Origin of the sequence: Streptomyces sp. NPDC085900 (assembly GCF_044540925.1) — a bacterium.
Taxonomy (GTDB): Bacteria; Actinomycetota; Actinomycetes; order Streptomycetales; family Streptomycetaceae; genus Streptomyces; species Streptomyces gilvifuscus.
The window spans coordinates 128,833-152,852 of sequence record NZ_JBITSP010000013.1; the positions used below are offsets into that span (position 1 = coordinate 128,833).

20 protein-coding genes are annotated in these 24,020 nt (G+C 71.9%); 9 read left to right on the forward strand and 11 right to left on the reverse strand.

Annotated elements, in window-relative coordinates:
• The first annotated feature begins 32 nt into the window (after window positions 1-32).
• The 6 genes from trpC to lgt all read left to right on the forward strand — a co-directional run bounded on the left by trpC (window position 33) and on the right by lgt (window position 5,191).
• Window positions 33-842, forward strand: a complete 810-nt coding sequence (gene trpC, locus ACIGDI_RS35540; protein ID WP_399905599.1) for an indole-3-glycerol phosphate synthase TrpC — start codon at window positions 33-35, stop codon at window positions 840-842.
• Between the two features lie 21 nt (window positions 843-863).
• A complete protein-coding gene (gene trpM / locus ACIGDI_RS35545) occupies window positions 864-1,070 on the forward strand; it encodes a tryptophan biosynthesis modulator TrpM (RefSeq protein ID WP_399905602.1) in 207 nt (68 codons plus the stop codon).
• A gap of 70 nt (window positions 1,071-1,140) precedes the next feature.
• A complete protein-coding gene (trpB, locus tag ACIGDI_RS35550; protein ID WP_399905605.1) occupies window positions 1,141-2,424 on the forward strand; it encodes a tryptophan synthase subunit beta in 1,284 nt (427 codons plus the stop codon).
• The gene (trpA, locus tag ACIGDI_RS35555) at window positions 2,421-3,239 is read left to right on the forward strand and encodes a tryptophan synthase subunit alpha (protein WP_399905608.1); all 819 of its coding nucleotides are present in this window, start codon (window positions 2,421-2,423) and stop codon (window positions 3,237-3,239) included. Before trpB ends, trpA begins: the two co-directional genes overlap by 4 nt.
• Window positions 3,240-3,337: 98 nt before the next feature.
• The gene (locus tag ACIGDI_RS35560; RefSeq protein WP_399905611.1) at window positions 3,338-4,114 is read left to right on the forward strand and encodes a DsbA family protein; all 777 of its coding nucleotides are present in this window, start codon (window positions 3,338-3,340) and stop codon (window positions 4,112-4,114) included.
• A gap of 93 nt (window positions 4,115-4,207) precedes the next feature.
• On the forward strand, window positions 4,208-5,191 hold the full coding sequence (lgt, locus tag ACIGDI_RS35565; RefSeq protein ID WP_399905614.1) for a prolipoprotein diacylglyceryl transferase: 984 nt from the start codon (window positions 4,208-4,210) through the stop codon (window positions 5,189-5,191).
• A gap of 89 nt (window positions 5,192-5,280) precedes the next feature.
• Here lgt and ACIGDI_RS35570 read toward each other — a convergent pair whose 3' ends face one another.
• The 7 genes from ACIGDI_RS35570 to ACIGDI_RS35600 are packed head-to-tail and all read right to left on the reverse strand — an operon-like array spanning window position 5,281 to window position 13,047.
• Window positions 5,281-6,120, reverse strand: a complete 840-nt coding sequence (locus tag ACIGDI_RS35570) for an HpcH/HpaI aldolase/citrate lyase family protein (protein WP_399905617.1) — start codon at window positions 6,118-6,120, stop codon at window positions 5,281-5,283.
• Window positions 6,117-7,325: a CaiB/BaiF CoA-transferase family protein gene (locus tag ACIGDI_RS35575; protein ID WP_200701147.1), complete on the reverse strand. Its 1,209-nt coding sequence runs from the start codon at window positions 7,323-7,325 to the stop codon at window positions 6,117-6,119. The genes ACIGDI_RS35570 and ACIGDI_RS35575 overlap by 4 nt, the downstream gene beginning before the upstream one ends.
• Window positions 7,322-8,251, reverse strand: coding sequence for a ribokinase (locus ACIGDI_RS35580; protein ID WP_399905620.1), 930 nt, complete (start codon window positions 8,249-8,251; stop codon window positions 7,322-7,324). Before ACIGDI_RS35580 ends, ACIGDI_RS35575 begins: the two co-directional genes overlap by 4 nt.
• On the reverse strand, window positions 8,248-9,609 hold the full coding sequence (locus tag ACIGDI_RS35585; RefSeq protein WP_399905623.1) for an ADP-ribosylglycohydrolase family protein: 1,362 nt from the start codon (window positions 9,607-9,609) through the stop codon (window positions 8,248-8,250). Before ACIGDI_RS35585 ends, ACIGDI_RS35580 begins: the two co-directional genes overlap by 4 nt.
• A complete protein-coding gene (locus ACIGDI_RS35590; protein ID WP_399905626.1) occupies window positions 9,597-10,763 on the reverse strand; it encodes an ADP-ribosylglycohydrolase family protein in 1,167 nt (388 codons plus the stop codon). The genes ACIGDI_RS35585 and ACIGDI_RS35590 overlap by 13 nt, the downstream gene beginning before the upstream one ends.
• 8 nt (window positions 10,764-10,771) lie before the next feature.
• Complete coding sequence (locus ACIGDI_RS35595; RefSeq protein ID WP_399905629.1) at window positions 10,772-12,082, reverse strand: ADP-ribosylglycohydrolase family protein; 1,311 nt, start codon at window positions 12,080-12,082, stop codon at window positions 10,772-10,774.
• Complete coding sequence (locus ACIGDI_RS35600) at window positions 12,079-13,047, reverse strand: ADP-ribosylglycohydrolase family protein (protein ID WP_399905632.1); 969 nt, start codon at window positions 13,045-13,047, stop codon at window positions 12,079-12,081. The genes ACIGDI_RS35595 and ACIGDI_RS35600 overlap by 4 nt, the downstream gene beginning before the upstream one ends.
• 268 nt (window positions 13,048-13,315) lie before the next feature.
• Between ACIGDI_RS35600 and ACIGDI_RS35605 the strand changes: the two genes are divergently transcribed.
• From ACIGDI_RS35605 to ACIGDI_RS35615, 3 genes are all read left to right on the forward strand, one after another.
• Window positions 13,316-14,047, forward strand: a complete 732-nt coding sequence (locus ACIGDI_RS35605) for a VIT1/CCC1 transporter family protein (RefSeq protein ID WP_399905635.1) — start codon at window positions 13,316-13,318, stop codon at window positions 14,045-14,047.
• Between the two features lie 370 nt (window positions 14,048-14,417).
• Complete coding sequence (gltB, locus tag ACIGDI_RS35610) at window positions 14,418-19,010, forward strand: glutamate synthase large subunit (RefSeq protein ID WP_399905638.1); 4,593 nt, start codon at window positions 14,418-14,420, stop codon at window positions 19,008-19,010.
• Window positions 19,003-20,466, forward strand: coding sequence for a glutamate synthase subunit beta (locus ACIGDI_RS35615; RefSeq protein ID WP_272175634.1), 1,464 nt, complete (start codon window positions 19,003-19,005; stop codon window positions 20,464-20,466). The genes gltB and ACIGDI_RS35615 overlap by 8 nt, the downstream gene beginning before the upstream one ends.
• A 98-nt stretch (window positions 20,467-20,564) precedes the next feature.
• On the opposite strand, the gene ACIGDI_RS35620 is transcribed toward ACIGDI_RS35615, so the two are convergent.
• From ACIGDI_RS35620 to ACIGDI_RS35635, 4 genes are all read right to left on the reverse strand, one after another.
• Window positions 20,565-21,227 carry a calcium-binding protein gene (locus ACIGDI_RS35620; RefSeq protein WP_399905641.1) on the reverse strand — a complete coding sequence of 221 codons (663 nt, stop codon included), beginning with the start codon at window positions 21,225-21,227 and terminating at the stop codon, window positions 20,565-20,567.
• Entirely contained in the window at window positions 21,224-22,387 is a 1,164-nt protein-coding gene (gene wecB / locus ACIGDI_RS35625; RefSeq protein WP_399905644.1) for a non-hydrolyzing UDP-N-acetylglucosamine 2-epimerase, read from the reverse strand. Before wecB ends, ACIGDI_RS35620 begins: the two co-directional genes overlap by 4 nt.
• A 163-nt stretch (window positions 22,388-22,550) precedes the next feature.
• Window positions 22,551-23,795, reverse strand: a complete 1,245-nt coding sequence (locus ACIGDI_RS35630; RefSeq protein ID WP_399905647.1) for a glycosyltransferase — start codon at window positions 23,793-23,795, stop codon at window positions 22,551-22,553.
• Window positions 23,785-23,961 (reverse strand): hypothetical protein, encoded by a 177-nt coding sequence (locus tag ACIGDI_RS35635; RefSeq protein ID WP_399905650.1) that lies wholly within the window; start codon window positions 23,959-23,961, stop codon window positions 23,785-23,787. The genes ACIGDI_RS35630 and ACIGDI_RS35635 overlap by 11 nt, the downstream gene beginning before the upstream one ends.
• Between the last annotated feature and the right edge of the window lie 59 nt (window positions 23,962-24,020).

A 24,020-nucleotide genomic window follows, 5' to 3' on the forward strand; every position in this document is an offset into this window, starting at 1 on the left:
GACTGTCAACCGTCTGGAAGGGGGCCGCTCGCGTGAGTGTGCTCGACGAGATCATCGACGGAGTACGTGCCGACCTCGCGGAGCGGCAGGCGCGCGTCAGCCTCGACGAGCTCAAGGAGCGCGCGGCGAAGGCACCCGCGGCCAAGGACGGGGTGGCCGCCCTGCGGGGCGACGGCGTCAAGGTGATCTGCGAGGTCAAGCGCTCCAGCCCCTCCAAGGGCGCGCTGGCCGCCATCGCGGACCCGGCCGGCCTCGCGGCGGACTACGAGGCGGGCGGTGCGGCCGTCATCTCCGTCCTCACCGAGCAGCGCCGCTTCGGCGGCTCGCTGGCCGACCTGGAGGCCGTCCGCGCGCGCGTGGACATCCCGGTCCTGCGCAAGGACTTCATCGTCACGTCGTACCAGCTGTGGGAGGCTCGCGCGTACGGCGCCGACCTCGCGCTGCTGATCGTCGCGGCCCTCGAACAGCCCGCCCTGGAGTCCCTCATCGAGCGCGCCGTCTCCATCGGCCTCACCCCGCTCGTCGAGGTGCACGACGAGGACGAGGTCGAGCGTGCGGTGGACGCGGGCGCCAAGATCATCGGCGTCAACGCGCGCAACCTGAAGACCCTGGAGGTGGACCGCTCCACCTTCGAGCGCATCGCCCCCGAGATCCCCGACCACCTCGTCAAGGTCGCCGAGTCCGGCGTCCGCGGACCCCACGACCTCATCGCCTACGCCAACGCCGGCGCCGACGCCGTCCTGGTCGGCGAGTCCCTGGTCACCGGCAAGGACCCCAAGACCGCGGTGTCGGACCTGGTGGCGGCGGGCGAGCACCCCGCTCTGCGGCACGGGCGCGGCTGATCCTTCGGTAGAGTGGCGCCGATGACTCTGACCCTGACGACCGTGGACCGGTACGCCCGCCTCGCGCGCGGCTGCCGCCCTCGGGGCTGCCGTGCCCCGGCCCGCAGGGTGCACGGCCGCAGGGTCCGCTACGTCATCGGTGACGAACCCGGGCAGGTCAACGGCCGCCGATGGCAGCGCGCCCCTCAGGGGCGCGGGGAACTGCGCGACCGGCCGCACACGGCCTGAGGTCGCAACGGCAGGCTCCGCCCCCACGGCGAACAGTGTCTTTTTCACACACTCACCGTGAGGTTTTCGCATGCCCAACGAGTTCTTCTTCCCTGACCCCACCGGTCAGGTGCCCACCGCCGAGGGCTACTTCGGCGCGTTCGGCGGCAAGTTCATCCCGGAGGCCCTCGTCGCCGCCGTCGACGAGGTGGCCGTCGAGTACGACAAGGCCAAGCACGACCCCGAGTTCGCCCGCGAACTCGACGACCTGCTGGTCAACTACACCGGCCGCCCCAGCTCCCTCACCGAGGTGCCGAGGTTCGCCGAACACGCCGGCGGGGCGCGGGTCTTCCTCAAGCGGGAGGACCTCAACCACACCGGCTCCCACAAGATCAACAACGTGCTCGGCCAGGCCCTGCTCACCAAGCGCATGGGCAAGACCCGAGTGATCGCCGAGACCGGCGCCGGCCAGCACGGCGTGGCCACCGCCACCGCCTGCGCCCTCTTCGGCCTCGACTGCACGATCTACATGGGCGAGATCGACACCCAGCGCCAGGCCCTGAACGTGGCCCGCATGCGCATGCTCGGCGCCGAGGTCATCGCCGTGAAGTCGGGCTCGCGCACGCTCAAGGACGCCATCAACGAGGCGTTCCGCGACTGGGTCGCCAATGTCGACCGCACCCACTACCTCTTCGGTACGGTCGCGGGCCCGCACCCCTTCCCGGCCATGGTCCGCGACTTCCACCGGGTCATCGGCGTGGAGGCCCGACGCCAGCTGCTGGAGCGCGCCGGCCGCCTCCCCGACGCCGCGATCGCCTGCGTCGGCGGCGGCTCCAACGCCATCGGCCTCTTCCACGCCTTCATCCCGGACGAGGGCGTCCGCCTCATCGGCTGCGAGCCGGCCGGCCACGGCGTCGAGACCGGCGAGCACGCGGCCACCCTCACCGCGGGCGAGCCCGGCATCCTGCACGGCTCCCGGTCCTACGTCCTGCAGGACGAGGAGGGCCAGATCACCGAGCCGTACTCGATCTCGGCCGGCCTGGACTACCCGGGCATCGGCCCGGAGCACTCGTACCTCAAGGACAGCGGTCGCGGCGAGTACCGCGCGGTCACCGACGACGCGGCGATGCAGGCGCTGCGCCTGCTGTCGCGCACCGAGGGCATCATCCCGGCGATCGAGAGCGCCCACGCCCTCGCGGGCGCCCTGGAGGTCGGCAGGGAGCTGGGCGAGGACGGCCTGATCGTCGTCAACCTGTCCGGCCGCGGCGACAAGGACATGGACACCGCCGCGCGCTACTTCGGCCTGTACGACACCGACGCCGAGGTCGCTGCCAACGCCGCCGACACCGCCGAGATCGAGGGGGACGTCAAGTGAGCGGGAACATTCAGCTGCTGTCCGACACCCTCGCGGCCGCCAAGGCCGAGGGCCGCGCGGCGCTCATCGCCTACCTCCCGGCCGGTTTCCCGACCGTGGACGGCGGCATCGAGGCGATCAAGGCCGCCCTGGACGGCGGGGCGGACGTGGTCGAGGTCGGCCTGCCGCACAGCGACCCCGTCCTCGACGGTCCCGTCATCCAGACCGCCGACGACATCGCCCTGCGCGGCGGCGTCAAGATCGCGCACGTCATGCGCACGGTCAGGGAGGCCCACCAGGCCACCGGCAAGCCGATCCTGGTCATGACGTACTGGAACCCCATCGACCGCTACGGCGTCGAGCGCTTCACCGCCGAACTCGCGGAGGCGGGCGGTGCCGGGTGCATCCTGCCCGACCTGCCCGTCCAGGAGTCGGCGCTGTGGCGGGAGCACGCCGAGAAGCACGGGCTCGCCACGGTCTTCGTGGTCGCGCCCAGCAGCAAGGACGCACGGCTCGCCGAGATCACCGCGGCCGGCAGCGGCTTCGTGTACGCCGCCTCGCTCATGGGCGTCACCGGAACCCGTGCGTCCGTGGGCGCCCAGGCCCACGACCTGGTCGAGCGCACCCGCGCCACCGGCAGCGGCCTGCCCGTCTGCGTCGGGCTCGGCGTCTCCAACGCCGAACAGGCCGCCGAGGTGGCCGGCTTCGCCGACGGCGTGATCGTCGGGTCCGCCTTCGTGAAGCGGATGCTCGACGCGCCGGACGAGGCGGCCGGCCTGGAGGCCGTGCGCGAGCTCGCCGGGGAGCTGGCGAAGGGCGTGCGCCGGCAGGCGTGATCCGGCCGGAACAGAACGCAAGGGATCGTTCGGTCACTCGAACGGGTGGACCTGGGACCGGGGAGGCGCGCTGCGCCTCCCCGGTTCGTTCTGGGGGTGTGAGCGAGAAGAACCATGAGCGAAAGCGCACCGCCCGGGAGCGGCTGGCGGCCGAGCGCGAGAAGCAGAAGGCCGCCGAGAAGCGGCGGCGGGCCCTGATCGTCGGCGCGAGCGTGGTCTGCGTGCTGGGGCTCGCGGCGGTGATCGGCCTGGCCGCCGCGAACGCCGGAAAGGACAAGGGCTCCAAGGCCTCCGGCCCGGCCACGGCGCCGTCCGGGGCACAGGGCAAGGACGGCCTCGCGGTCCCCGTCGGCAAGGACGGCGCCAAGTCCACGCTCACCGTCTGGGAGGACTTCCGCTGCCCGGCCTGCAAGGCCTTCGAGACGGCGTACCGCCCCACGCTCCACGAACTGGCGGACTCCGGCCGGCTCAGGATCGAGTACCACCTGGTCAGGCTGATCGACGGCAACCTCGGCGGCACCGGCTCCCTGCGCGCGGGCAACGCCGCTGCCTGCGCCCAGGACGCGGGGAAGTTCCGCGACTTCCACGACGTGCTCTACGACAACCAGCCCGAGGAGACCAACGACGCCTTCAGCGACAACGCCAAGCTGATCGAGCTGGCCGGCAAGGTGGGCGGGCTCGACACGGCGGCCTTCCGCGCCTGCGTCGACAAGGGCACGCACGACGGCTGGGTGGACAAGTCGAACGCCGCCTTCAAGTCGAGCGGCTTCACCGGCACCCCGACCGTCCTGCTGAACGGCAAGAACATCTACCAGGACCAGTCGATGACCCCGGCGAAGCTGAAGCAGCTGGTCCAGCAGGCCGACAAGGGGTAAGTCGCGACGGGCGCATTCACACCCGCCCGTTATGGACCCGTAGCCGGGCTGCCTGCCGTGGGCCCGGTCCGGCACGGTAGCGTCGACCCTGCCATGGAAGAACTTGCCTACATTCCGAGCCCGTCACGCGGGGTGCTGTACCTCGGCCCCATTCCGCTGCGCGGCTATGCCTTCTGCATCATCATCGGCGTCTTCGTAGCGGTCTGGCTCGGCAACAAGCGCTGGATCGCCCGCGGCGGGCGGGCCGGAACGGTGGCCGACATCGCTGTCTGGGCGGTGCCCTTCGGCCTCGTCGGCGGCCGGCTCTACCACGTGATCACGGACTACGAGCTGTACTTCAGCCAGGGCCGTGACTGGGTGGACGCCTTCAAGGTGTGGCAGGGCGGCCTCGGCATCTGGGGCGCGATCGCGCTCGGTGCGCTGGGCGCCTGGATCGGCTGCCGCCGCCGGGGCATCCCGCTGCCCGCATACGCCGACGCCGTCGCACCCGGCATCGCCCTCGCGCAGGCCTGCGGCCGCTGGGGCAACTGGTTCAACCAGGAGCTGTACGGCAAGGAGACGCACGTCCCCTGGGCGCTGCACATCACGTCCTCGACGGACGGCCGGGTGCCCGGGTACTACCACCCCACCTTCCTCTACGAGTCCCTGTGGTGCATCGGCGTGGCGGTGCTGGTCATCTGGGCCGACAAGCGCTTCAAGATGGGGCACGGGCGGGCGTTCGCGCTGTATGTCGCGGCGTACTGCGTGGGGCGCGCGTGGATCGAGTACATGCGGGTCGACGACGCGCACCACATCCTCGGGCTGCGGCTGAACGACTGGACCGCGGGGATCGTGTTCCTGCTGGCGGTGACGTACATCGTGGTCTCGGCGAAGAAGCGGCCGGGACGGGAAGCGGTGATCGAGCCGGGCGTGACCGACGGCGCCACTGATGCCTCCGGCGGTGAGAAGGCCTCCGGCGGTGAGGCCCACGTCGAGGCGAAGGACGAGGCGTCCGACGGGGACAAGGACGAGGACGAGGTCAAGGACGAGACCGAGGACGAGGTCAAGGACGACGCCGAGTCGGCCAAGAAGGCCTGAACCGATTGTTCGACGGCGGGTCCCGGTGCGTATGGCACCGGGGCCCGCCGTCTTGGTTCTCGCCGTCGCGGCGGAAGAACGGTCGAGAGTCAGCGGCGGTTCGTCAGGGACAAGGTGCGCTGGGCCGCTGCCACCACCGCCGCGTCGATGAAGCGGCCGTCCGGTAGCGCCTGGGCGCCCTTTTCCCGTGTCGCCGCCTTCACGATCGTCTCCGCCTCCTCGATCTCCCGCTCCGTGGGGAGGTAGGCGCGTTCGATGATCGGGAGCTGGCGGGGGTGGATGGCGGCGCGGCCGAGGAAGCCGAGGGCGCGGCCGTGGGTGCAGGAGGCGGCCAGGCCCTCCAGGTCGCGGATGTCCGGGTGGACCGACTGGGGAGGCGGGGGCAGCCGCGCCGCCCGCGCCGCGACGATCACCCGGGAACGGGACCAGTCGAGACCCGCGTCCTCGCGTACGCCGAGATCGGCGCAGAGATCCGACTCGCCGAGGGAGATGCCGCGCAGGGACGGGTGGGAGGCGGCGATGGCGTAGGCGTGCTCCACGCCGAGCGCCGTCTCCAGCAGGGCGTACAGGGCGGGGGCCGCCCCGGAGACCGAGGCGCGGGCGGTGGCCGCGGCGATGCGGGTCACCTGGGCCGGGGACGTCACCTTGGGCAGCCGTAGACCGGCCAGGCCCGGGAGCGGCGCGATCGCCTCCAGGTCCCGGGCCGCCAGGGGGCCGTCCAGGGCGTTCACGCGGACGTGGACCGGGACGGGCTGGCGGCAGGACAGCAGGTCGGCCGTGGCCTCGCGGGCGTAGGCCTTGCGGTCCGGGGCGACCGCGTCCTCCAGGTCGACGATGACGACGTCCGCGCCGGAGACCAGCGCCTTGGCGACCACGCGGGGGCGGTCGCCGGGCACGTACAGCCAGGTGAGCGGGGTCGGTGACGTCATACGGCACCCTCCTCTCGCAGGGCCGTCAACTCGGCCGCCGTCAGGCCCAGTTCGGTGAGGACCTCCGTCGTGTCCGCGCCGTGCGCACGTCCCGCCCAGCGGATCGCGCCGGGCGTGTCGGAGAGCCGGAAGAGGACGTTCTGCATGCGCAGCGGGCCCAGGTCCGGGTCGTCGAGGGTGGTGACGGTGTCGAGGGCCTGGTACTGCGGGTCGGTCAGCACGTCCCGCACGTCCTGGATGGGGGCGACCGCCGCCTCGGCCTTCTCGAAGGCCGCCAGCACCTCGGTGCGGGTGCGGGCGGCGATCCAGGTGCCGACCGCCTCGTCGAGGACGTCGGCGTGCGCGGCGCGCTCGGCGCCCGTCGCGAACCAGGGCTCGTCGATCAGGTCGGGCCTGCCCACCAGACGCATCAGGCGTTCCGCGACCGACTGGGCCGAGGTGGAGACGGCGACCCAGGTGCCGTCGGCCGTGCGGTAGGCGTTGCGCGGGGCGTTGTTGGCCGAGCGGTTGCCGGTGCGCCGCTGGACGTAGCCGAGCTGGTCGTACCAGGTCGGCTGCGGGCCGAGGACGGTGAGGATCGGCTCGATGATCGCCATGTCGACGACCTGGCCCTCACCGGTGCGGTCGCGGGCGGCGAGGGCCGTCATGACGGCGTACGCCGTCGCCAGACCGGCGATGGAGTCGGCGAGGCCGAACGGCGGCAGCGTCGGCGGGGCGTCGGGCTCGCCGGTGATCGCGGCGAAGCCGCTCATCGCCTCGGCGAGGGTGCCGAAGCCGGGACGGTGGGCGTAGGGGCCGAACTGACCGAAGCCGGTGACGCGGGTGAGGACCAGACGGGGGTTGGCGGCGGAGAGCTCCGGCCAGCCGAGGTCCCATTTCTCCAGGGTGCCGGGGCGGAAGTTCTCGATCAGCACGTCGGCCTCGGCCGCGAGCCGCAGCAGCGTGGCGCGGCCGCCCGGCTTGGACAGGTCGAGGGTGATCGTGCGCTTGTTGCGGCCGAGGATCTTCCACCACAGGCCGATGCCGTCCTTCGACGGGCCGTGGCCTCGCGACGGGTCGGGCTTCCCGGGGTGCTCGACCTTGATCACCTCCGCGCCGAAGTCGCCGAGCATGGTGGCGGCGAGGGGACCGGCGAAGAGGGTGGCGAGGTCGAGGACGCGCACACCGGTGAGCGGGGCGGTGCGGGGGGCGGGGGTCGTGGTCATGACGTGTACTGCGCCTCGATCTCTGAGCGGTACGGCATCGACGCGGAGGCGCCGGGGCGCTGGACGGAGAGGGCGGACGCGGCGGCGGCCCACCTCAGGGCCTCGCGGATCGGCCGTTCCTCGCCGAGGGCCGTGGCGAGCGCGCCGACGAAGGTGTCGCCCGCGCCGGTGGAGTCCACGGTGGTCAGCTGCGGCGCGGGAACGGCGAGGGGTTCGGCGCCGCGCGCGACGTACAGGCTGCCCGCCGCGCCGAGCGTGACGACCACCGCCGGGACGCTGTCCAGCAGGGCGACGGCCGCCTCGACGGCGTCGGTGCGGCCGGTGAGGGTGATCGCCTCGTACTCGTTGGGCACCAACAGGTCGGTGGCGGCGAGGAGTTCGGCCGGCAGGGGCTGGGCGGGGGCGGGGGTGAGGACGGTGCGGACGCCGTTGGCGCGGGCGGCCCGCGCGCCCGCGACGACCGCCGGCATCGGGACCTCCAGCTGGAGCAGCAGGGTGTCGGCGGAGGCGATCAGGGCCTCGTCGCCGGGGGCGAGGTGGTCGACGGTGCCGTTCGCGCCGGGGATCACGACGATCGCGTTGCCGCCCTCGTCGTCGACGACGATGTGGGCGGTGCCGGAGGGGCCCTCGATGGTGCGCAGCAGATCGGTGTCGACACCCATGGGGGTCCCCCCGCCCGAGCGAAGCCGAGGGTGGGGGAGTTCGAGGGTGGCACGCAGCCGGGGGCCGTAGGAGTCGGTGCCGACCGCGCCGATCATCGAGACCGAGGCGCCCGCGTGGGCCGCTGCGATCGCCTGGTTGGCGCCCTTGCCGCCGGGGATCGTGCGGAGCTCCCGTCCCGTCACGGTCTCTCCGCGCTGCGGCGGCTTCTCGACGTAGGTGACGAGGTCCATGTTCGTGCTGCCCAGCACGACGATGTGGGTCATGGGCGGGATGCCTCCCGGTGGGTGAGGTGGGCCAGGGTGTCGAAGCCGATGCCGTTGAAGTCGCCGACGGAGGTGGCGAGCCGGTTCTTGAGGGGGGCCGTCCAGTGGTGGGGGAGCGCGGTGGGGGTGCCGGCGAGGAGGGCGGCGATGCCGCCGGCGGTGGCGCCGTTGCTGTCGGTGTCCCAGCCGCCGCCGACGGCGCGGGAGACGGTGCCGGTGAAGTCGCCGTCGGCATGGGTGAGGGCGGCGGCGATCAGGGCGGTGTTGGGGACGGCGTGGACCCAGTGGTGGGTGTCGCCGTAGGTGGCGTGGAGTTCGTCCACGACGGTGTCGAAGTCGGCGTGCTCGTGGGCGAGTCGGACGGCGTGGCGGATCGCCTCGGACAGCCGGGAGCGGGGTGGGATCACGGTGAGGCCGGTGCGCAGACAGGTGTGGACGTCGTGGGTGCCGGTCGCCGCACACGCGATGGCGGCCGCCGTGAACATCGCCGCGTAGACGCCGTTGGCGGTGTGGGTGAGGGTGGCGTCCGTGTGGGCCTGTTCCGCCGCGGCGGCCGGGTCGCCGGGGTTGGTCCAGCCGTGGACGTCGGCGCGGATGAGGGCGCCGATCCATTCCCGGAAGGGGTTGCGGTGGCGGGCGGTGTGCGGGGGTTCGATGCCGCTGAGGAGGTTGCGGCAGGCGATGCGCTCGGCCGTGAAGGTGCGGCCGGCCGGGAGCTCGTCGAGCCAGAGTCGCGCCACGTCGTCGAGGGTGAAGCGGCGGCCGTGGCGTTGCAGCAGAAGCAGGTTGAGGAGCGGGTAGTTCAGGTCGTCGTCCTCCGGCATGCCGTCGATGTTCTCGGCCAGTGAGGTGGGGGCGGAGCGGCGGTTCCAGGGGTGGGCGCGCAGGAGGTCCTCGGGGACGCCCTTGGCCGTGAAGTACGTGCCGAGGGGCCAGTTGCCGGTGGACCGGGCCAGGCGGCGGATGGCTTCGAGGGGGAGTTTCTCCACGGGCTTGCCCAGGAGGCAGCCGACGGCCCGGCCGAGCCAGGCGGCTTCGAGGCCGGTCGGTGTGGGGGTCAGGTCGCTCACCGGTGCCGGCCAGTCCGGGCACAGGGCTCTGATCGCCGCCAGGTCCGTCGGCTCGTCTTCCGCCAACCGGTCGGGCAGATCGGCGAGTTCGTCGAGCAGGTCCTCCGCGAGTTGTCTCAGGTAGCGCGAGGGCCGGTCGGCGGAGGCGCCCGCCGCGGCCGGGGCGTCCGGGCCGCCCGCCGCCTTCCAGCGCGCGGCGATCGCCGCGGGCTCCCGGCCGTCCAGTCGTGCCTGGTTCAGTTCGTGGCCGAGCAGGTCCTCCGGCTGGACCCAGGTCAGTCGGAGCATCTCAGGCCTCCGATCTCGGTGAAGGCCGACTCGTGGGCCCTGCGGCGGCGCACGTCCCGTTGGAAGATCTCGCGGGTGACGTCGGTCAGGGCCGCGGCCGGCTCCCACAGGTCCAGCCGGCTCGCCTCCGCCACCGTCTTGGACCAGGCCTCCGGGACCGGGGAGCCGAGGGCACCGGCCAGCGCGCCCGCCATCGTCGCGATGGAGTCGCAGTCGCGGCCGTAGTTGACGGCGCCGAGGACCGCGTGCTGGTAGTCGCCGCCGGACACCAGCAACATGCCCAGTGCGACGGGGAGTTCCTCGATCGCGTGGAGGCGGGAGGGGCGGCGTGCGCCGAGGGAGGGCCGGCGGTAGTCGGGGCCCACGGTGTCGTACGGGGTGATCGCCTCGCGGAGGGGGACCAGGGCGGACTCGAAGTCCGTGTGCCGGGCGGCCACTTCGCAGACCTGCTCGATCGCCGTGCGGGTGCCGTCCTTCGCCAGGGAGAGCGCCGCGGCGACGATCGAGTCCGGGCTGGCGTCCGGGGCGCAGGCGGCGGCCACCGCCGCCGCGAAGACGCCCGCCGCCTCCCGTCCGTACGACGACTGGTGGGCGCCCGCGATGTCGATCGCCTCGGCGTAGGCGCCCGGCGGGTTGGCCGCGTTGACCAGGCCGACCGGAGCCATGTACATCGCCGCGCCGCAGTTGACGATGTTCCCGACGCCGGCCTCGCGCGGGTCAGCGTGGGCGTAGTGGAGGCGGGTCACCAGCCACTTCTCGGCGAGGAAGATGCGGTGCAGGGGCAGGGCCTCCTGCTCGAGTTCCGGAATCCAGCGGGAGTTGTTCATCAGGTCCGGGACCAGGTGGTCGGCGATCGCGTAGGCGTCCAGGTGGTCGCGGACGCTCGCGTAGACCCGTACCAGGGCGTGGGTCATCAACGTGTCGTCGGTGACGTGGCCGTCGCCCTTGTGGTACGGCGCGAGGGGGCGGGCCGTACGCCAGGCGTCCCCGTTCCAGGGACCGACGACGCCGTGCACGCGGCCGCCGTGGCGTTCGAGGATCTGGGCGGGGGAGTAGCCCTCGACCGGGCCGCCCAACGCGTCGCCGACCGCGGCGCCCACGAGGGCTCCGGTGATGCGGTCCTCTAGATTCGTTTCTGGGTGTTTGGGCGTCATGCCCCGAATCATCCACCCGGCGGGGCCGGTTGTGCGGCTTCCAGGAGTTCGGCGAGTTCCACGAGGTCGGTACCGGTGAGGCGGGGCAGCGCGCAGCCGGAGAGCGTGCGGCAGGCGTCCCGCCAGCCGGCGGGGATCGACGCGCCGCCGCCCAGCGCGCCGGTCAGGGCGCCCGCCAGCGCGGGGGCGGAGTCGGCGACCCGGGACAGACAGGCCGCGGCCGGTACGGCCTCGGTGATACGGCCCCGGGCGGCGACGGTCAGGGCCAGGGCCACCGGGACCGTCTCGGCCGCCGCGATGCCGTAGCTGTAGACGTGGTCGACGATCTGGTGTTCCAGGAGGGGGACCAGGGCGAAGGCCGACTCGGTGTCGTGGGCCAGCTTCAGGGCGTGGCGGGCGTTGCGGCCGATCTCGGTGCCCTCGGGCAACTGGGCCAGGGCAGCCGAGACGCAGGTCGCCGCGTCCGCGCCTGTCAGGGCGAGGGAGACGGCCGCCGCCATCGCGCGGGCGCCGTGCACCCCGTCGCCGTCCTGGGTGTAGCGGGCGTCGAACTCGGCCAGGTCCGCGGCGAGTCGGGGGTCTCCCCGGTGGGCGACGGCGAGGACGCAGGCCCTGACGCAGGCCGCGTCGTCGAAGTAGTGGGGGTTGTCGTGGCCGGTGGCGGGTGGGCGCAGGCCGGCGGCGAGGTTGCCGAGGCCGGCGCGGACGGAGATGCGGGCGCGGAGGGGGAGCACGGCGGACTCGACCTCGGGGGCGCGCTGCGCAGCCGCGGCCACCTCGGCGGCCAGGGCGTTCCAGGTGAGGTCGATGGCGGCCCTCGTACGGCGTTCCCGGCCGAGGTCGGCGAGGACGGTGTCGTCGCCGGCGCGGAGGAGGGCCTCCGCGGCGAAGGCCGCCCACTCCGCGTCGTCGGAGGGCCCGAGGTGGAGGGGTTCGGGGGGCTGGTTGAGTGCGAGGGGGACGGGGAGGGTGGTCGTGGCGTTGGTCTCGGCGAAGGTGTCGAGTTCGCGGGTCAGGCGCCGGGTCCAGTCGGGCATGCGGGCGGCCCTGTGGCGGGCGGCGGGCCAGCCGGCGGCGTCGCCCGCGGCCAGGCCGAGGAGGAGGCCGACGGTCCTTCGGGCCGGGACGCCGGTGCCCGCCTCGGCTTCGCCTTCGGCGGATCGGTACCCACCCGCGCCACGCGCGCGACTTTCGTCGTCGGATGCGAGTGGCGCCTGCGGGGCGTCCGCGCCGTCGGCGGCCGCGGGTTCGGGACTCCTTGCGGCGATCGTCGGCTCGGTGGTGATCGTGCCCTCGTCCCAAGGGCTCGGTGGCGTCATGGCGTCGCCTCCGACAAGGTCGTCGTCAGCAGGTCGGCCACGTCCAGTACGTGGTGGCCCGCCATCGCCGGCAGGCAGCTTCCCCGTACCGGGCCGATCGCCGCCGCCCACTCCCGCGGGATCTCCGCCTCTCCCCGCGTGGCCCCCGCCAGTGCGCCCGCGACCGCGGCCGTGGTGTCGGCGTCGCGGCCCATGTTCACCGCGGTGAGGACCGCGTCGCGGAAGTCGCCGTCGGCCGCCGCGTACGCACCGAAGGCCAGGGCCACGGCTTCCGGGGCCAGGTCGGTCCAGGGGTAGCCGCCGATGACGACCGCCGAGCGGACCGCCCGTTCGCCGCGGTGGGCCACCGTGACCGCGCGCCGCAGGGAGCGGGCCGTCCAGGAATCGTCGGGGACGACCGCCAGGGCCGAGGCCACCACGGCGGTCGGCGGCGCTCCCGCCATCGCCGCGGCCACCCCGGCCGCCACCGCCTGGCCGCCGTAGATGCCCTCGCCCTCGTGGCTCACCGAGCCGTCGATCGCCGCCAGCCGGGCCGCCTCGGCCGGGCGGCCCGCCGCGAAGACGCCGAAGGGGGCCGCGCGCATGGCCAGACCGTCGCTCCAGGCGTGCCGGTGCTGGGCCGAGATGGGGGCCGCGAGGCCGCGGCGGAGGTTCTGCAGGGTGCCGCGTTCGCTGAAGCCCGCTCCGCGGAAGGGGCCCTCCGCGCGGTCCGCGATCCACTCGTGCCAGGCCGCCTCCACGTGGCCCGGGGTGAGGGCCGAGCCGTGGCGGGCCAGGAGCAGACCGGAGAAGATCGCGTACTCCGTGTCGTCCGTGCCGGCGGGTTCGTCCGTGACGTAGCCGGTGATACGGCCCCAACGGGCCCGGATCTCCGAGGGTTTCAGGTTCTCGGCGGGGGCCCCGAGGGCGTCCCCGACCGCCAGACCGAGCAGTGCGCCGCGTGCGCGTTCGCGGATAGATGCCATACGGGGCCTCTCCGGGAGGGGGTCCGTACAGGGCGCTGAGCCCTTCGTCCGTTCAGGACGCGGAACCCTTTGCGGATGAGTCCCACCATCGGCGGTTGACCCCAGCCTCCAAGGGCTTCATGTCACCCGGTCGACACCGCAAAAGCGCAGGTTAGCCGAGCCTTTCCTTGCTGGCGGACGGGAATACGAAGGCGTAGGTTCCCTGTTGTCGAAGAGTAGACATTGTCCAAAGTTAGCTTTGGCTTAGCTTCCTTGGGGGACCCCCGCTATGGCGATCATCGAGACCGAGGCCACTCTCCACGAGGCGCACCGTGACAACCACACGCACCGGGACGTCAACGGGGGATGGCTGCGGCCGGCCGTGTTCGGGGCCATGGACGGGCTGGTCTCCAACCTCGCGCTGATGACCGGTGTGGCGGGCGGGGCCGTGAGCCCGAGCACCCTCGTGCTGACCGGCCTCGCCGGACTCGCCGCGGGTGCCTTCTCGATGGCCGCCGGAGAGTACACCTCCGTCGCCTCCCAGCGCGAGCTGGTCGAGGCCGAGCTGGCCGTGGAGCGTGCCGAGCTGCGCAAGCATCCGGCCGACGAGGAGGCCGAGCTCGCCGCGCTGTACGAGGCCCGGGGGGTCGAGCCCGCGCTGGCCCGCGAGGTCGCCCGGCAGCTGTCGAAGGACCCGGAGCAGGCCCTGGAGATCCACGCCCGCGAGGAGCTCGGGATCGACCCGAGCGACCTGCCCTCCCCGCTCGTCGCCGCCGTGTCGTCGTTCGGCTCCTTCGCGCTGGGCGCCCTGCTGCCCGTACTGCCGTATCTGCTCGGTGCGACCGCGCTGTGGCCGGCTCTGCTGCTCGCGCTGTTCGGGCTGTTCGGCTGCGGTGCGGTGGTGGCCCGGGTGACCGCGCGGAGCTGGTGGTACAGCGGGCTGCGGCAGCTCGCCCTGGGTGGTGCCGCGGCGGGTGTGACGTACGCCCTGGGCAGCTTCTTCGGAACGGCCGTAGGATAGGGCGGCTGGTACTTATGCGTCGGACCGCATAAGTACCCGTTACTCGCTGGTTTCGAATGCTTAACCACCGGGCATGAGCCGTAAGCGCTGTGGGCAATGAAGCCTGCCGCGCACTCGCGGGAAGGGCGACGCAGCCCTCCCCGCCTTTCGGGTCGACGGACACCGATCTGTCCCGTTCGGCCCCCCATAGCCTCCACCGCAGGCGCGGCACCCGCTCCGCAGCCGCGCGGTGTCCGCATGTTGGAACGGTCTATCCCGGTTCCCGAGAACCGCTCCATCATGTAACCTGCACGAAATTTTGCACTCCGCAGAGGGCCAACGTCGTCCCTCGGCAATCTGCATGCCACTTGAGACGACGACGGGAGAGCCGATGCGTACGCCGCGCCAGCCGTCCCAGCATTCCGCGAATGGCCAGAACTGGTCCTTCATGGATGCTCGCCCTGCTGCGCAGGGTATGTACGACCCCCGCTTCGAGCGCGACGCGTGCGGCGTCGGCTTCGTGGCCACCCTCACCGGCGAGGCGTCCCACAACCTGGTCGAACAGGCCCTGACCGTCCTGCGCAACCTGGAGCACCGCGGTGCCACCGGCTCGGAGCCGGACTCCGGCGACGGCGCCGGCATCCTCTCCCAGGTGCCCGACGCCTTCTTCCGCGAGGTGGCCGGATTCGAACTGCCCGCGGCGGGCGGCTACGCCGTCGGCATCGCCTTCCTGCCCGAGGACGGGCTCGCCGAGGCCGTCTCACAGATCGAGACGATCGCCGCCGACGAGGGCCTCACCGTGCTCGGCTGGCGCGAGGTCCCGGTCGCCCCCGAACTGCTCGGTGCCACCGCCCGTTCGACGATGCCCGCCTTCCGGCAGATCTTCGTCACGGACGGCGCGTCGCAGGGCATCACCCTCGACCGCAAGGCGTTCGCGCTGCGCAAGCGCGCCGAGCGCGAGGTCGGCGTCTACTTCCCGTCGCTGTCGGCCCGCACCATCGTCTACAAGGGCATGCTGACCACCGGCCAGCTGGAGCCCTTCTTCCCGGACCTGTCCGACCGCCGTTTCGCCTCGGCCATCGCCCTGGTCCACTCGCGCTTCTCCACGAACACCTTCCCGTCGTGGCCGCTCGCGCACCCCTACCGCTTCGTCGCGCACAACGGTGAGATCAACACCGTCCAGGGCAACCGCAACTGGATGCGCGCCCGCGAGTCCCAGCTCGTCTCCGACCTGTTCGGCGACAAGGGCCTGGAGCGCGTCTTCCCGATCTGCACGCCGGACGCCTCCGACTCCGCGACCTTCGACGAGGTGCTCGAACTCCTGCACCTGGGCGGTCGTTCGCTGCCGCACTCCGTGCTGATGATGATCCCGGAGGCGTGGGAGAACCACGACTCCATGGACCCGACCCGGCGTGCCTTCTACCAGTTCCACTCCACGATGATGGAGCCCTGGGACGGCCCGGCCTGCGTCACCTTCACCGACGGCACCCAGGTCGGCGCGGTCCTCGACCGCAACGGCCTGCGCCCCGGCCGCTACTGGGTCACCGACGACGGCCTCGTCGTCCTCGGCTCCGAGGTCGGCGTCCTCGACATCGACCCGGCCAAGGTCGTCCGCAAGGGCCGCCTGCAGCCCGGCCGCATGTTCCTCGTCGACACCGCCGAGCACCGCATCATCGAGGACGACGAGATCAAGGCCGGCCTCGCCGCCGAGCACCCGTACGCCGAGTGGCTCGAGGCCGGGGAGATCGAACTCTCCGACCTGCCCGAGCGCGAGCACATCGTGCACACGCACGCCTCGGTCACCCGCCGCCAGCAGACCTTCGGCTACACCGAGGAAGAGCTGCGCGTCATCCTGGCGCCGATGGCCAAGGCCGGTGCCGAGCCCATCGGTTCGATGGGCACGGACTCCCCGATCGCCGCGCTGTCCTCGCGCCCGCGCCTGCTCTTCGACTACTTCACCCAGCTGTTCGCGCAGGTCACCAACCCGCCGCTGGACGCGATCCGCGAGGAGCTCGTCACCTCGCTGCGCTCCTCCCTGGGCCCGCAGGGCAACCTGCTCGACCCGACGGCCGCCTCCTGTCGCTCGGTCACCCTGCCCTTCCCGGTGATCGACAACGACGAGCTGGCCAAGCTCATCCACATCAACGCCGACGGCGACATGCCCGGCTTCAAGGCCGCGACGCTCTCCGGCCTGTACCGGGTCTCCGGCGGCGGCGACGCCCTCGCCGCCCGCATCGAGGAGATCTGCGCCGAGGCCGACGCGGCCATAGACAACGGCGCCCGCCTGATCGTGCTGTCGGACCGCCACTCCGACGCCGAGCACGCGCCGATCCCCTCGCTGCTGCTGACCGCGGCCGTCCACCACCACCTCATCCGCACCAAGCAGCGCACCCACGTGGGCCTGCTGGTCGAGGCCGGCGACGTCCGCGAGGTCCACCACGTGGCCCTGCTCATCGGCTACGGCGCCGCGGCCGTGAACCCCTACCTGGCGATGGAGTCGGTCGAGGACCTGGTCCGCGCCGGCACCTTCCTGTCGGACATCGAGGCCGAGCAGGCCATCCGCAACCTGATCTACGCCCTCGGCAAGGGCGTACTGAAGGTCATGTCCAAGATGGGCATCTCGACCGTCGCCTCCTACCGCGGCGCCCAGGTCTTCGAGGCCGTCGGTCTCGAGGACGCCTTCGTCGAGAAGTACTTCAACGGCACGGCCACCAAGATCGGCGGCGTCGGCATCGACGTCATCGCCAAGGAGGTCGCCGCCCGCCACGCCAAGGCCTACCCGGCCTCCGGCATCGCCCCCGCGCACCGCGCCCTCGACATCGGCGGCGAGTACCAGTGGCGCCGCGAGGGCGAGCCGCACCTGTTCGACCCGGAGACGGTCTTCCGCCTCCAGCACTCCACGCGCTCCGGCCGCTACGACATCTTCAAGAAGTACACCGAGCGGGTGAACGAGCAGTCCGAGCGCCTGATGACGCTGCGCGGCCTGTTCGGCTTCAAGTCGGACCGGCAGCCGATCTCCATCGACGAGGTCGAGCCGGTCTCCGAGATCGTCAAGCGGTTCTCGACCGGCGCCATGTCCTACGGCTCCATCTCGCGCGAGGCGCACGAGACCCTCGCCATCGCCATGAACCAGCTGGGCGGCAAGTCCAACACCGGTGAGGGCGGCGAGGACGCGGACCGCCTGTACGACCCGGCCCGCCGGTCCGCCATCAAGCAGGTCGCCTCCGGCCGCTTCGGCGTCACCAGCGAGTACCTGGTCAACGCGGACGACATCCAGATCAAGATGGCGCAGGGCGCCAAGCCCGGCGAGGGCGGCCAGCTGCCCGGCCACAAGGTCTACCCGTGGGTCGCCAAGACGCGTCACTCGACGCCGGGCGTGGGCCTGATCTCCCCGCCGCCGCACCACGACATCTACTCCATCGAGGACCTGGCCCAGCTGATCCACGACCTGAAGAACGCGAACCCGCAGGCGCGGATTCACGTCAAGCTGGTCTCCGAGGTCGGCGTCGGCACGGTCGCCGCGGGTGTCTCCAAGGCCCACGCGGACGTCGTGCTGATCTCCGGCCACGACGGCGGCACGGGCGCCTCCCCGCTGACCTCGCTCAAGCACGCGGGCGGCCCCTGGGAGCTCGGTCTCGCCGAGACCCAGCAGACCCTGCTGCTCAACGGCCTGCGCGACCGGATCGTGGTCCAGACGGACGGCCAGCTCAAGACCGGCCGTGACGTCGTCATCGCCGCGCTGCTGGGTGCCGAGGAGTTCGGTTTCGCGACCGCGCCGCTCGTCGTCTCCGGCTGCGTCATGATGCGCGTCTGCCACCTGGACACCTGCCCGGTCGGCATCGCCACCCAGAACCCGGTCCTGCGCGACCGCTTCTCCGGCAAGGCCGAGTACGTCGTCAACTTCTTCCAGTACATCGCCCAGGAGGTCCGCGAGATCCTCGCCGAGCTCGGCTTCCGCACCATCGAGGAGGCCGTCGGCCACGCCGAGGCGCTCGACGTGACCCGCGCGGTGAACCACTGGAAGGCGCAGGGCCTGGACCTGGAGCCGCTGTTCCACGTGCCCGAGCTGCCCGAGGGCGGGGTGCGCCACCAGCTGATCGAGCAGGACCACGGTCTGGCGAAGGCGCTCGACAACGAGCTGATCAGGCTCGCCGCCGACGCGCTGGCCGCGGACTCCGCGACCGACGCCCAGCCGGTGCGCGCCCAGGTCGCGATCCGCAACATCAACCGCACGGTCGGCACCATGCTCGGCCACGAGGTGACGAAGAAGTTCGGTGGCGCGGGCCTGCCCGACGACACCATCGACATCACCTTCACCGGTTCCGCGGGCCAGTCCTTCGGCGCCTTCCTCCCGCGCGGTGTCACGCTGCGTCTGGAGGGCGACGCCAACGACTACGTCGGCAAGGGCCTCTCCGGCGGCCGCGTGATCGTGCGCCCCGACCGGGCCGCCGATCACCTCGCCGAGTACTCGACGATCGCGGGCAACACCATCGCCTACGGCGCGACCGGCGGCGAGCTGTTCCTGCGCGGTCGTACCGGTGAGCGGTTCTGTGTCCGCAACTCCGGTGCGCTGGTGGTCTCCGAGGGCGTGGGCGACCACGGCTGCGAGTACATGACCGGCGGTCACGCGGTCGTGCTCGGCCCGACGGGCCGGAACTTCGCGGCCGGCATGTCCGGCGGCATCGCCTACGTGATCGACCTCGACCGCGACAACGTCAACGTCGGCAACGTCGACGCCGTCGAGGCGCTGGACGACACCGACAAGCAGTGGCTGCACGACGTCGTGCGCCGGCACCAGGAGGAGACCGGCTCCACGGTCGCCGAGAAGCTGCTGGCCGAGTGGGACACCGCCGTGGACCGCTTCAGCAAGATCATCCCCAGCACGTACAAGGCAGTGCTCGCCGCCAAGGACGCCGCCGAGCAGGCGGGACTCTCCGAGTCCGAGATCACCGAGAAGATGATGGAGGCGGCGATCAATGGCTGACCCGAAGGGCTTTCTGAACCACGGCCGCGAGGTCGCCAAGTCCCGTCCCGTCGAGGAGCGCGTCAAGGACTGGAACGAGGTCTACGTCCCCGGCTCCCTGCTGCCGATCATCAGCAAGCAGGCCGGCCGGTGCATGGACTGCGGCATCCCGTTCTGCCACAACGGCTGTCCGCTGGGGAACCTGATCCCCGAGTGGAACGACTACGCCTACCGCGAGGACTGGACGGCGGCCTCCGAGCGCCTGCACGCCACGAACAACTTCCCGGAGTTCACGGGCCGTCTGTGCCCGGCTCCGTGCGAGTCGGCGTGCGTGCTCGGCATCAACCAGCCGGCTGTCACCATCAAGAACGTCGAGGTCTCGATCATCGACAAGGCGTGGGACGCCGGCACCGTCGCCGCGCAGATCCCCGAGCGCCTGTCGGGCAAGACCGTCGCCGTCATCGGCTCGGGCCCGGCCGGCCTGGCCGCCGCCCAGCAGCTGACCCGGGCGGGCCACACGGTCGCCGTGTACGAGCGGGCCGACCGCATCGGCGGTCTGCTGCGCTACGGCATCCCCGAGTTCAAGATGGAGAAGCGGCACATCAACCGCCGTATCGAGCAGATGCGCGCGGAGGGCACCCGCTTCCGTACCGGCGTCGAGATCGGCCGCGACCTCAAGGCGACCGATCTGAAGAAGCGGTACGACGCGGTCGTCATCGCCGCCGGTGCCACCACCGCCCGTGATCTCCCCGTCCCCGGGCGGGAGTTGAAGGGCATCTACCAGGCGATGGAGTACCTGCCGCTGGCCAACAAGGTCCAGGAGGGCGACTACGTCACCTCCCCGATCTCGGCCGAGGGCAAGCACGTCGTGGTCATCGGCGGTGGCGACACCGGCGCCGACTGCGTGGGCACCGCCCACCGCCAGGGCGCGGCCTCCGTCACCCAGCTGGAGATCATGCCCCGCCCGGGCGAGGAGCGGAACAACGTCACCCAGCCGTGGCCCACGTTCCCGATGCTGTACAAGGTGACGTCCGCGCACGAGGAGGGCGGCGAGCGGGTCTACTCCGTCTCCACGACCCACTTCGAGGGCGACGAGGACGGCAACGTCCAGTGGCTGCACCTCTCCGAGGTGGAGTTCATCGAGGGCAGGCTGACCCCGAAGCCGGGCACCGAGCGCAAGATCCCGGCCCAGCTGGTGACGCTGGCCATGGGCTTCACCGGCACCGACCGGGAGAACGGCCTGGTCGAGCAGTTCGGCCTGGAGCTCGACGAGCGCGGCAACATCGCCCGCGACGCCGACTTCCAGACCAACGTGCCGGGCGTCTTCGTCGCCGGTGACGCCGGCCGCGGCCAGTCGCTCATCGTGTGGGCGATCGCCGAGGGCCGCTCCGCCGCCCGCGGCTGTGACCGCTTCCTGACCGGTGCCAGCGACCTGCCGGCCCCGATCCGCCCGACGGACCGCGCCCTGATGGTCTGACGGTCCGTCACAAGAACGTCCCGCACAAAGGCGTGCGGAACACTGACGGCGCTTGCCCAGTCCCCGACCGGACTCAGGGCAGGCGCCGTCGCCTTTTCTCAGCCCGAACTCGCCTTCAGGCCATCGAACTTCACGGTGGCGTCCTCGGTGTACGCCCCCACCCTGCCCCGGTTGTAGGGCCGTTCGGTGTCCGTGAACGTCACCAGTGGCTTGCCGCCCACCGACACCGACAGCACCGCGGCCCGCTGCTCGACCGTCACGTCGTACCACCGGCCGACCGGATACGGCGTCCGGCCCGTGGCGAGGAACCGCTGGCCGCCCGGATACGCGGGGTCCCGCTTGCCGAGCTCCCAGCCGTTCGGCTTGAGGGTGATGTAGTAGAAGTGCTCCGGGTCGGTGTACGCCCAGACCAGCCACGGCACTTCCCACGGGTTCGGCCTGGGGGAGCGCAGCTGCTTCACCGTCCGCATCCGTGCCTCGTACGTCACGTCCGTGTAGGAGGCGGTGGTCACCACCAGGCCGGCGTGCGTGGTCCCCGGGTCCTCGGCGGTCATGGGGGAGAGGGACAGTGACGAGTCGTCACCGACGTTCCGGCCCATGCCGTTGAAGACCGACAGCCAGCGGCCGTGGGTCGTGCCGTCGACCCACGGCCTCGGCGGCGGGGAGCCGTCGCCCTGGCACCGGCTCACGGTGATCGCGACGACCGCGGCCAGCCCGAGAGCCAGTGCCAGCCTGGTGACGGTACGGCCCCTGCGCGTCATGCCGTCGAGTATGGCCCGGACGCCGTGAGCCCGACGGGGACATCGGCCGCGAAGTCCTCGGCCAGCTGCGCCAGGATGCGGGCGGCGGCCCGGCCGTCGCCGAAGGGGTTGCCCGCGCTCGCCATCTTCCGGTACTCGGCCGGGTCGTCGAGGAGCTGGACGGCGTTGCCGACGACGGCCTCCGGGTCGGTGCCGATCAGCCGGGCCGCGCCCGCCTCCACCGCCTCGGGCCGCTCGGTGGTCGTCCGCAGCACCAGCGCCGGCTTGCTCAGGCTCGGGGCCTCCTCCTGGATGCCGCCGGAGTCGGTGAGGACCAGGTCGCACTCGGCGAGCGTGGCGGCGAAGTCCAGGTAGCCGAGGGGCTCGACGAGCCGGATGCCGGCGTGCCCCTCGAGCTCGGGCAGCAGGGCGTCGCGCACGGCCGGGCTCTTGTGCAGCGGCAGCACGATCTCGACGTCCCCGCGCGCCGCGAGCCGGGTCAGCGCCCTGCCCATGCCGCGCATCCGCTCGCCCTGGTTCTCCCGGCGGTGCAGGGTGACCAGGACGCGTTTGGCGCCGGTGCGGAACGCCGAGGTGCCGTTGCCCTCGGCCAGCACCCACAGCAGGTTGTCGATGACCGTGTTGCCGGTGGTGAACACCTGCTCCGGCGCGACCCCTTCGTCCGTCAGGTGCCGGGCGGCGGCCGGGGTCGGCGCGAAGTGCCAGCGGGTCATCCGGCTGATCAGGCAGCGGTTGAGCTCCTCCGGGAACGGGTTGTCCAGGACGCCGGTGCGCAGCCCGGCCTCCACGTGGGCGACCGGGATCTTCTCGTAGAAGGCGGCCAGCGCCCCCGCGAGCGCGGTCGTGGTGTCCCCCTGCACGACGACCAGGTCCGGCCGGTGTTCCCGCATGACCTCGCCGAGCTCCCGCACGAGCCGGGCGGTCAGGTCGGACAGCTGCTGGCGGCTGCGCATGACGTCGAGCGCGATGCGGGCGTCGACGCGCAGCATGCCGAGCATCTGGTGGAGCATCTCGCGGTGCTGGCCGGTGGTGACGACGATCGGCTCGAACTGCGGGCTCGCGGCCATCGCCCGCGCCACGGGCGCCAGTTTGATCGCTTCCGGCCGGGTGCCGAGCACGAGCATGGCGCGTACGGGCACGGCTGACGGGTGAGTGGACATGGGTGCCCCCCTTGGGCGTGCGCGGTCGCAGCGGTGGACCGCGTGATGAGAGGTGGTGCGTGATGAGAGATGAGGACCCGCGCGGGTGCCGGCGCGGCCTGAACGTCCTCGGGTGCGGCCGCGTTCGTTACGCGGCCTCAAGGTGCGTGGGTACGGCCGCGGTTCAGGTACGGGCCGTCTTCAGCCAGCCCCGCTGGCCGGTGAGCATCCGCCAGAAGCCCCACCAGCCCGCCGCGAACCAGATGTAGCCGTAGAGGACGAAGACATGGGCGATCAGCACCGAGCGCACGAGTCCGAGGTCCCGCTCACGCTTGGCGTACACGAAGCCGTACGCGTAGGCGGTGGTGAACGACAGCAGATACGGGCCCAGCAGCCACATGGGCGACACCAGCGGGTGGCCGACCTGGACGGAGGCCACGGTGGTGGCGCCCAGAGCGACGAGGAACGACACCGGCAGCAGCGAGGTGAGCAGGATCAGCACCGGGCTGGAGAGGTGGTACAGCAGGTCCAGCGCGGCCCGGGTCGGCACGTCCCTGAGGATGAGCGGGACGAGCCCGGCCGACTGCAGATGCCCCTGGAACCAGCGGGAGCGCTGGCGCACCAGGCGGCGCAGGCTGAGCACGGCCTGCTGGGAGACCGCGGCGGTGGTGCAGTGCTGGTTGGTCCAGCCCTTGGCGATCAGCCGGACGCCGAGATCGAGGTCCTCGGTGAGGCTGTCGCTCCACGGACCGTCGCCGTCCAGGGTGTCCAGCGCGGCGAGCCGCATGAACTGGCCGTTGCCGCCCATGCCCACGCTGCCGATGAAGCGGCGCGCGCTCTGGAAGACATCGCCGTAGACGACGAACTCCATGTCCTGCATGCGGGCGAGCAGTCCGAGGTGGCGGTTGTACATCCGCACGCAGACCTGGACCGCGCCCGTCGCCGGGTCGTCGAAGTACGGGTCGACCGACTGCATGATGTGCGGATCGAGCCGCCCGTCGGCGTCGACCACGCAGAGGATCACGTCCTCGGGAGCGCGGCCGTCGAGCAGCCCGGATTCCCTGATGTACCGCACGCCGTCGTTGAGCGCGGCGCCTTTACCGCGGCGCGCGTTCGGCGGATTGCGCCGGTGCAGTCGGACCAGTTCCGGATCGGCGGCCAGGGCTATCTCGGAAGTTCGGTCGTCCGAGCCGTCATCGATCACCAGTGCCATGAAATTGCGGCCGGGAAGTGACGTGATGCGCGCCAGGCTTTCCGAAAGGACTTTCTCCTCGTTGAGACAGGCGAGCAGATATATGTAGAAGCGCTCTCGCCGGTCGATCCGAGAACGGCGAATTCTGCGTCTCGAGAGCACGAATAGGCTCGTGTTGTAACAGCCGGCGGCCACGATCAAAGCGATGCTCGACCATAGCAGCAGTTCAATGATCATGACTGCTCCAGGCTTCCAGCTGCGCTTTCAGCGCCTGGCGGCGCAGTCGTATCCGGGCCAGCAGGATCACACATGCCGTCAGGCAATAGAACAGAAATCCGGCCCCGGCTGCGGCTTGTAGTGTTTTGGCCAGAGGTAGCCCTGGAATGGCTTCCGGCGCGGCCATCGCCCCTGCAAGAGGCAGCAGTGCCCCCAGGGCGGGTCGTCCGTACACGTTGTCCCCCC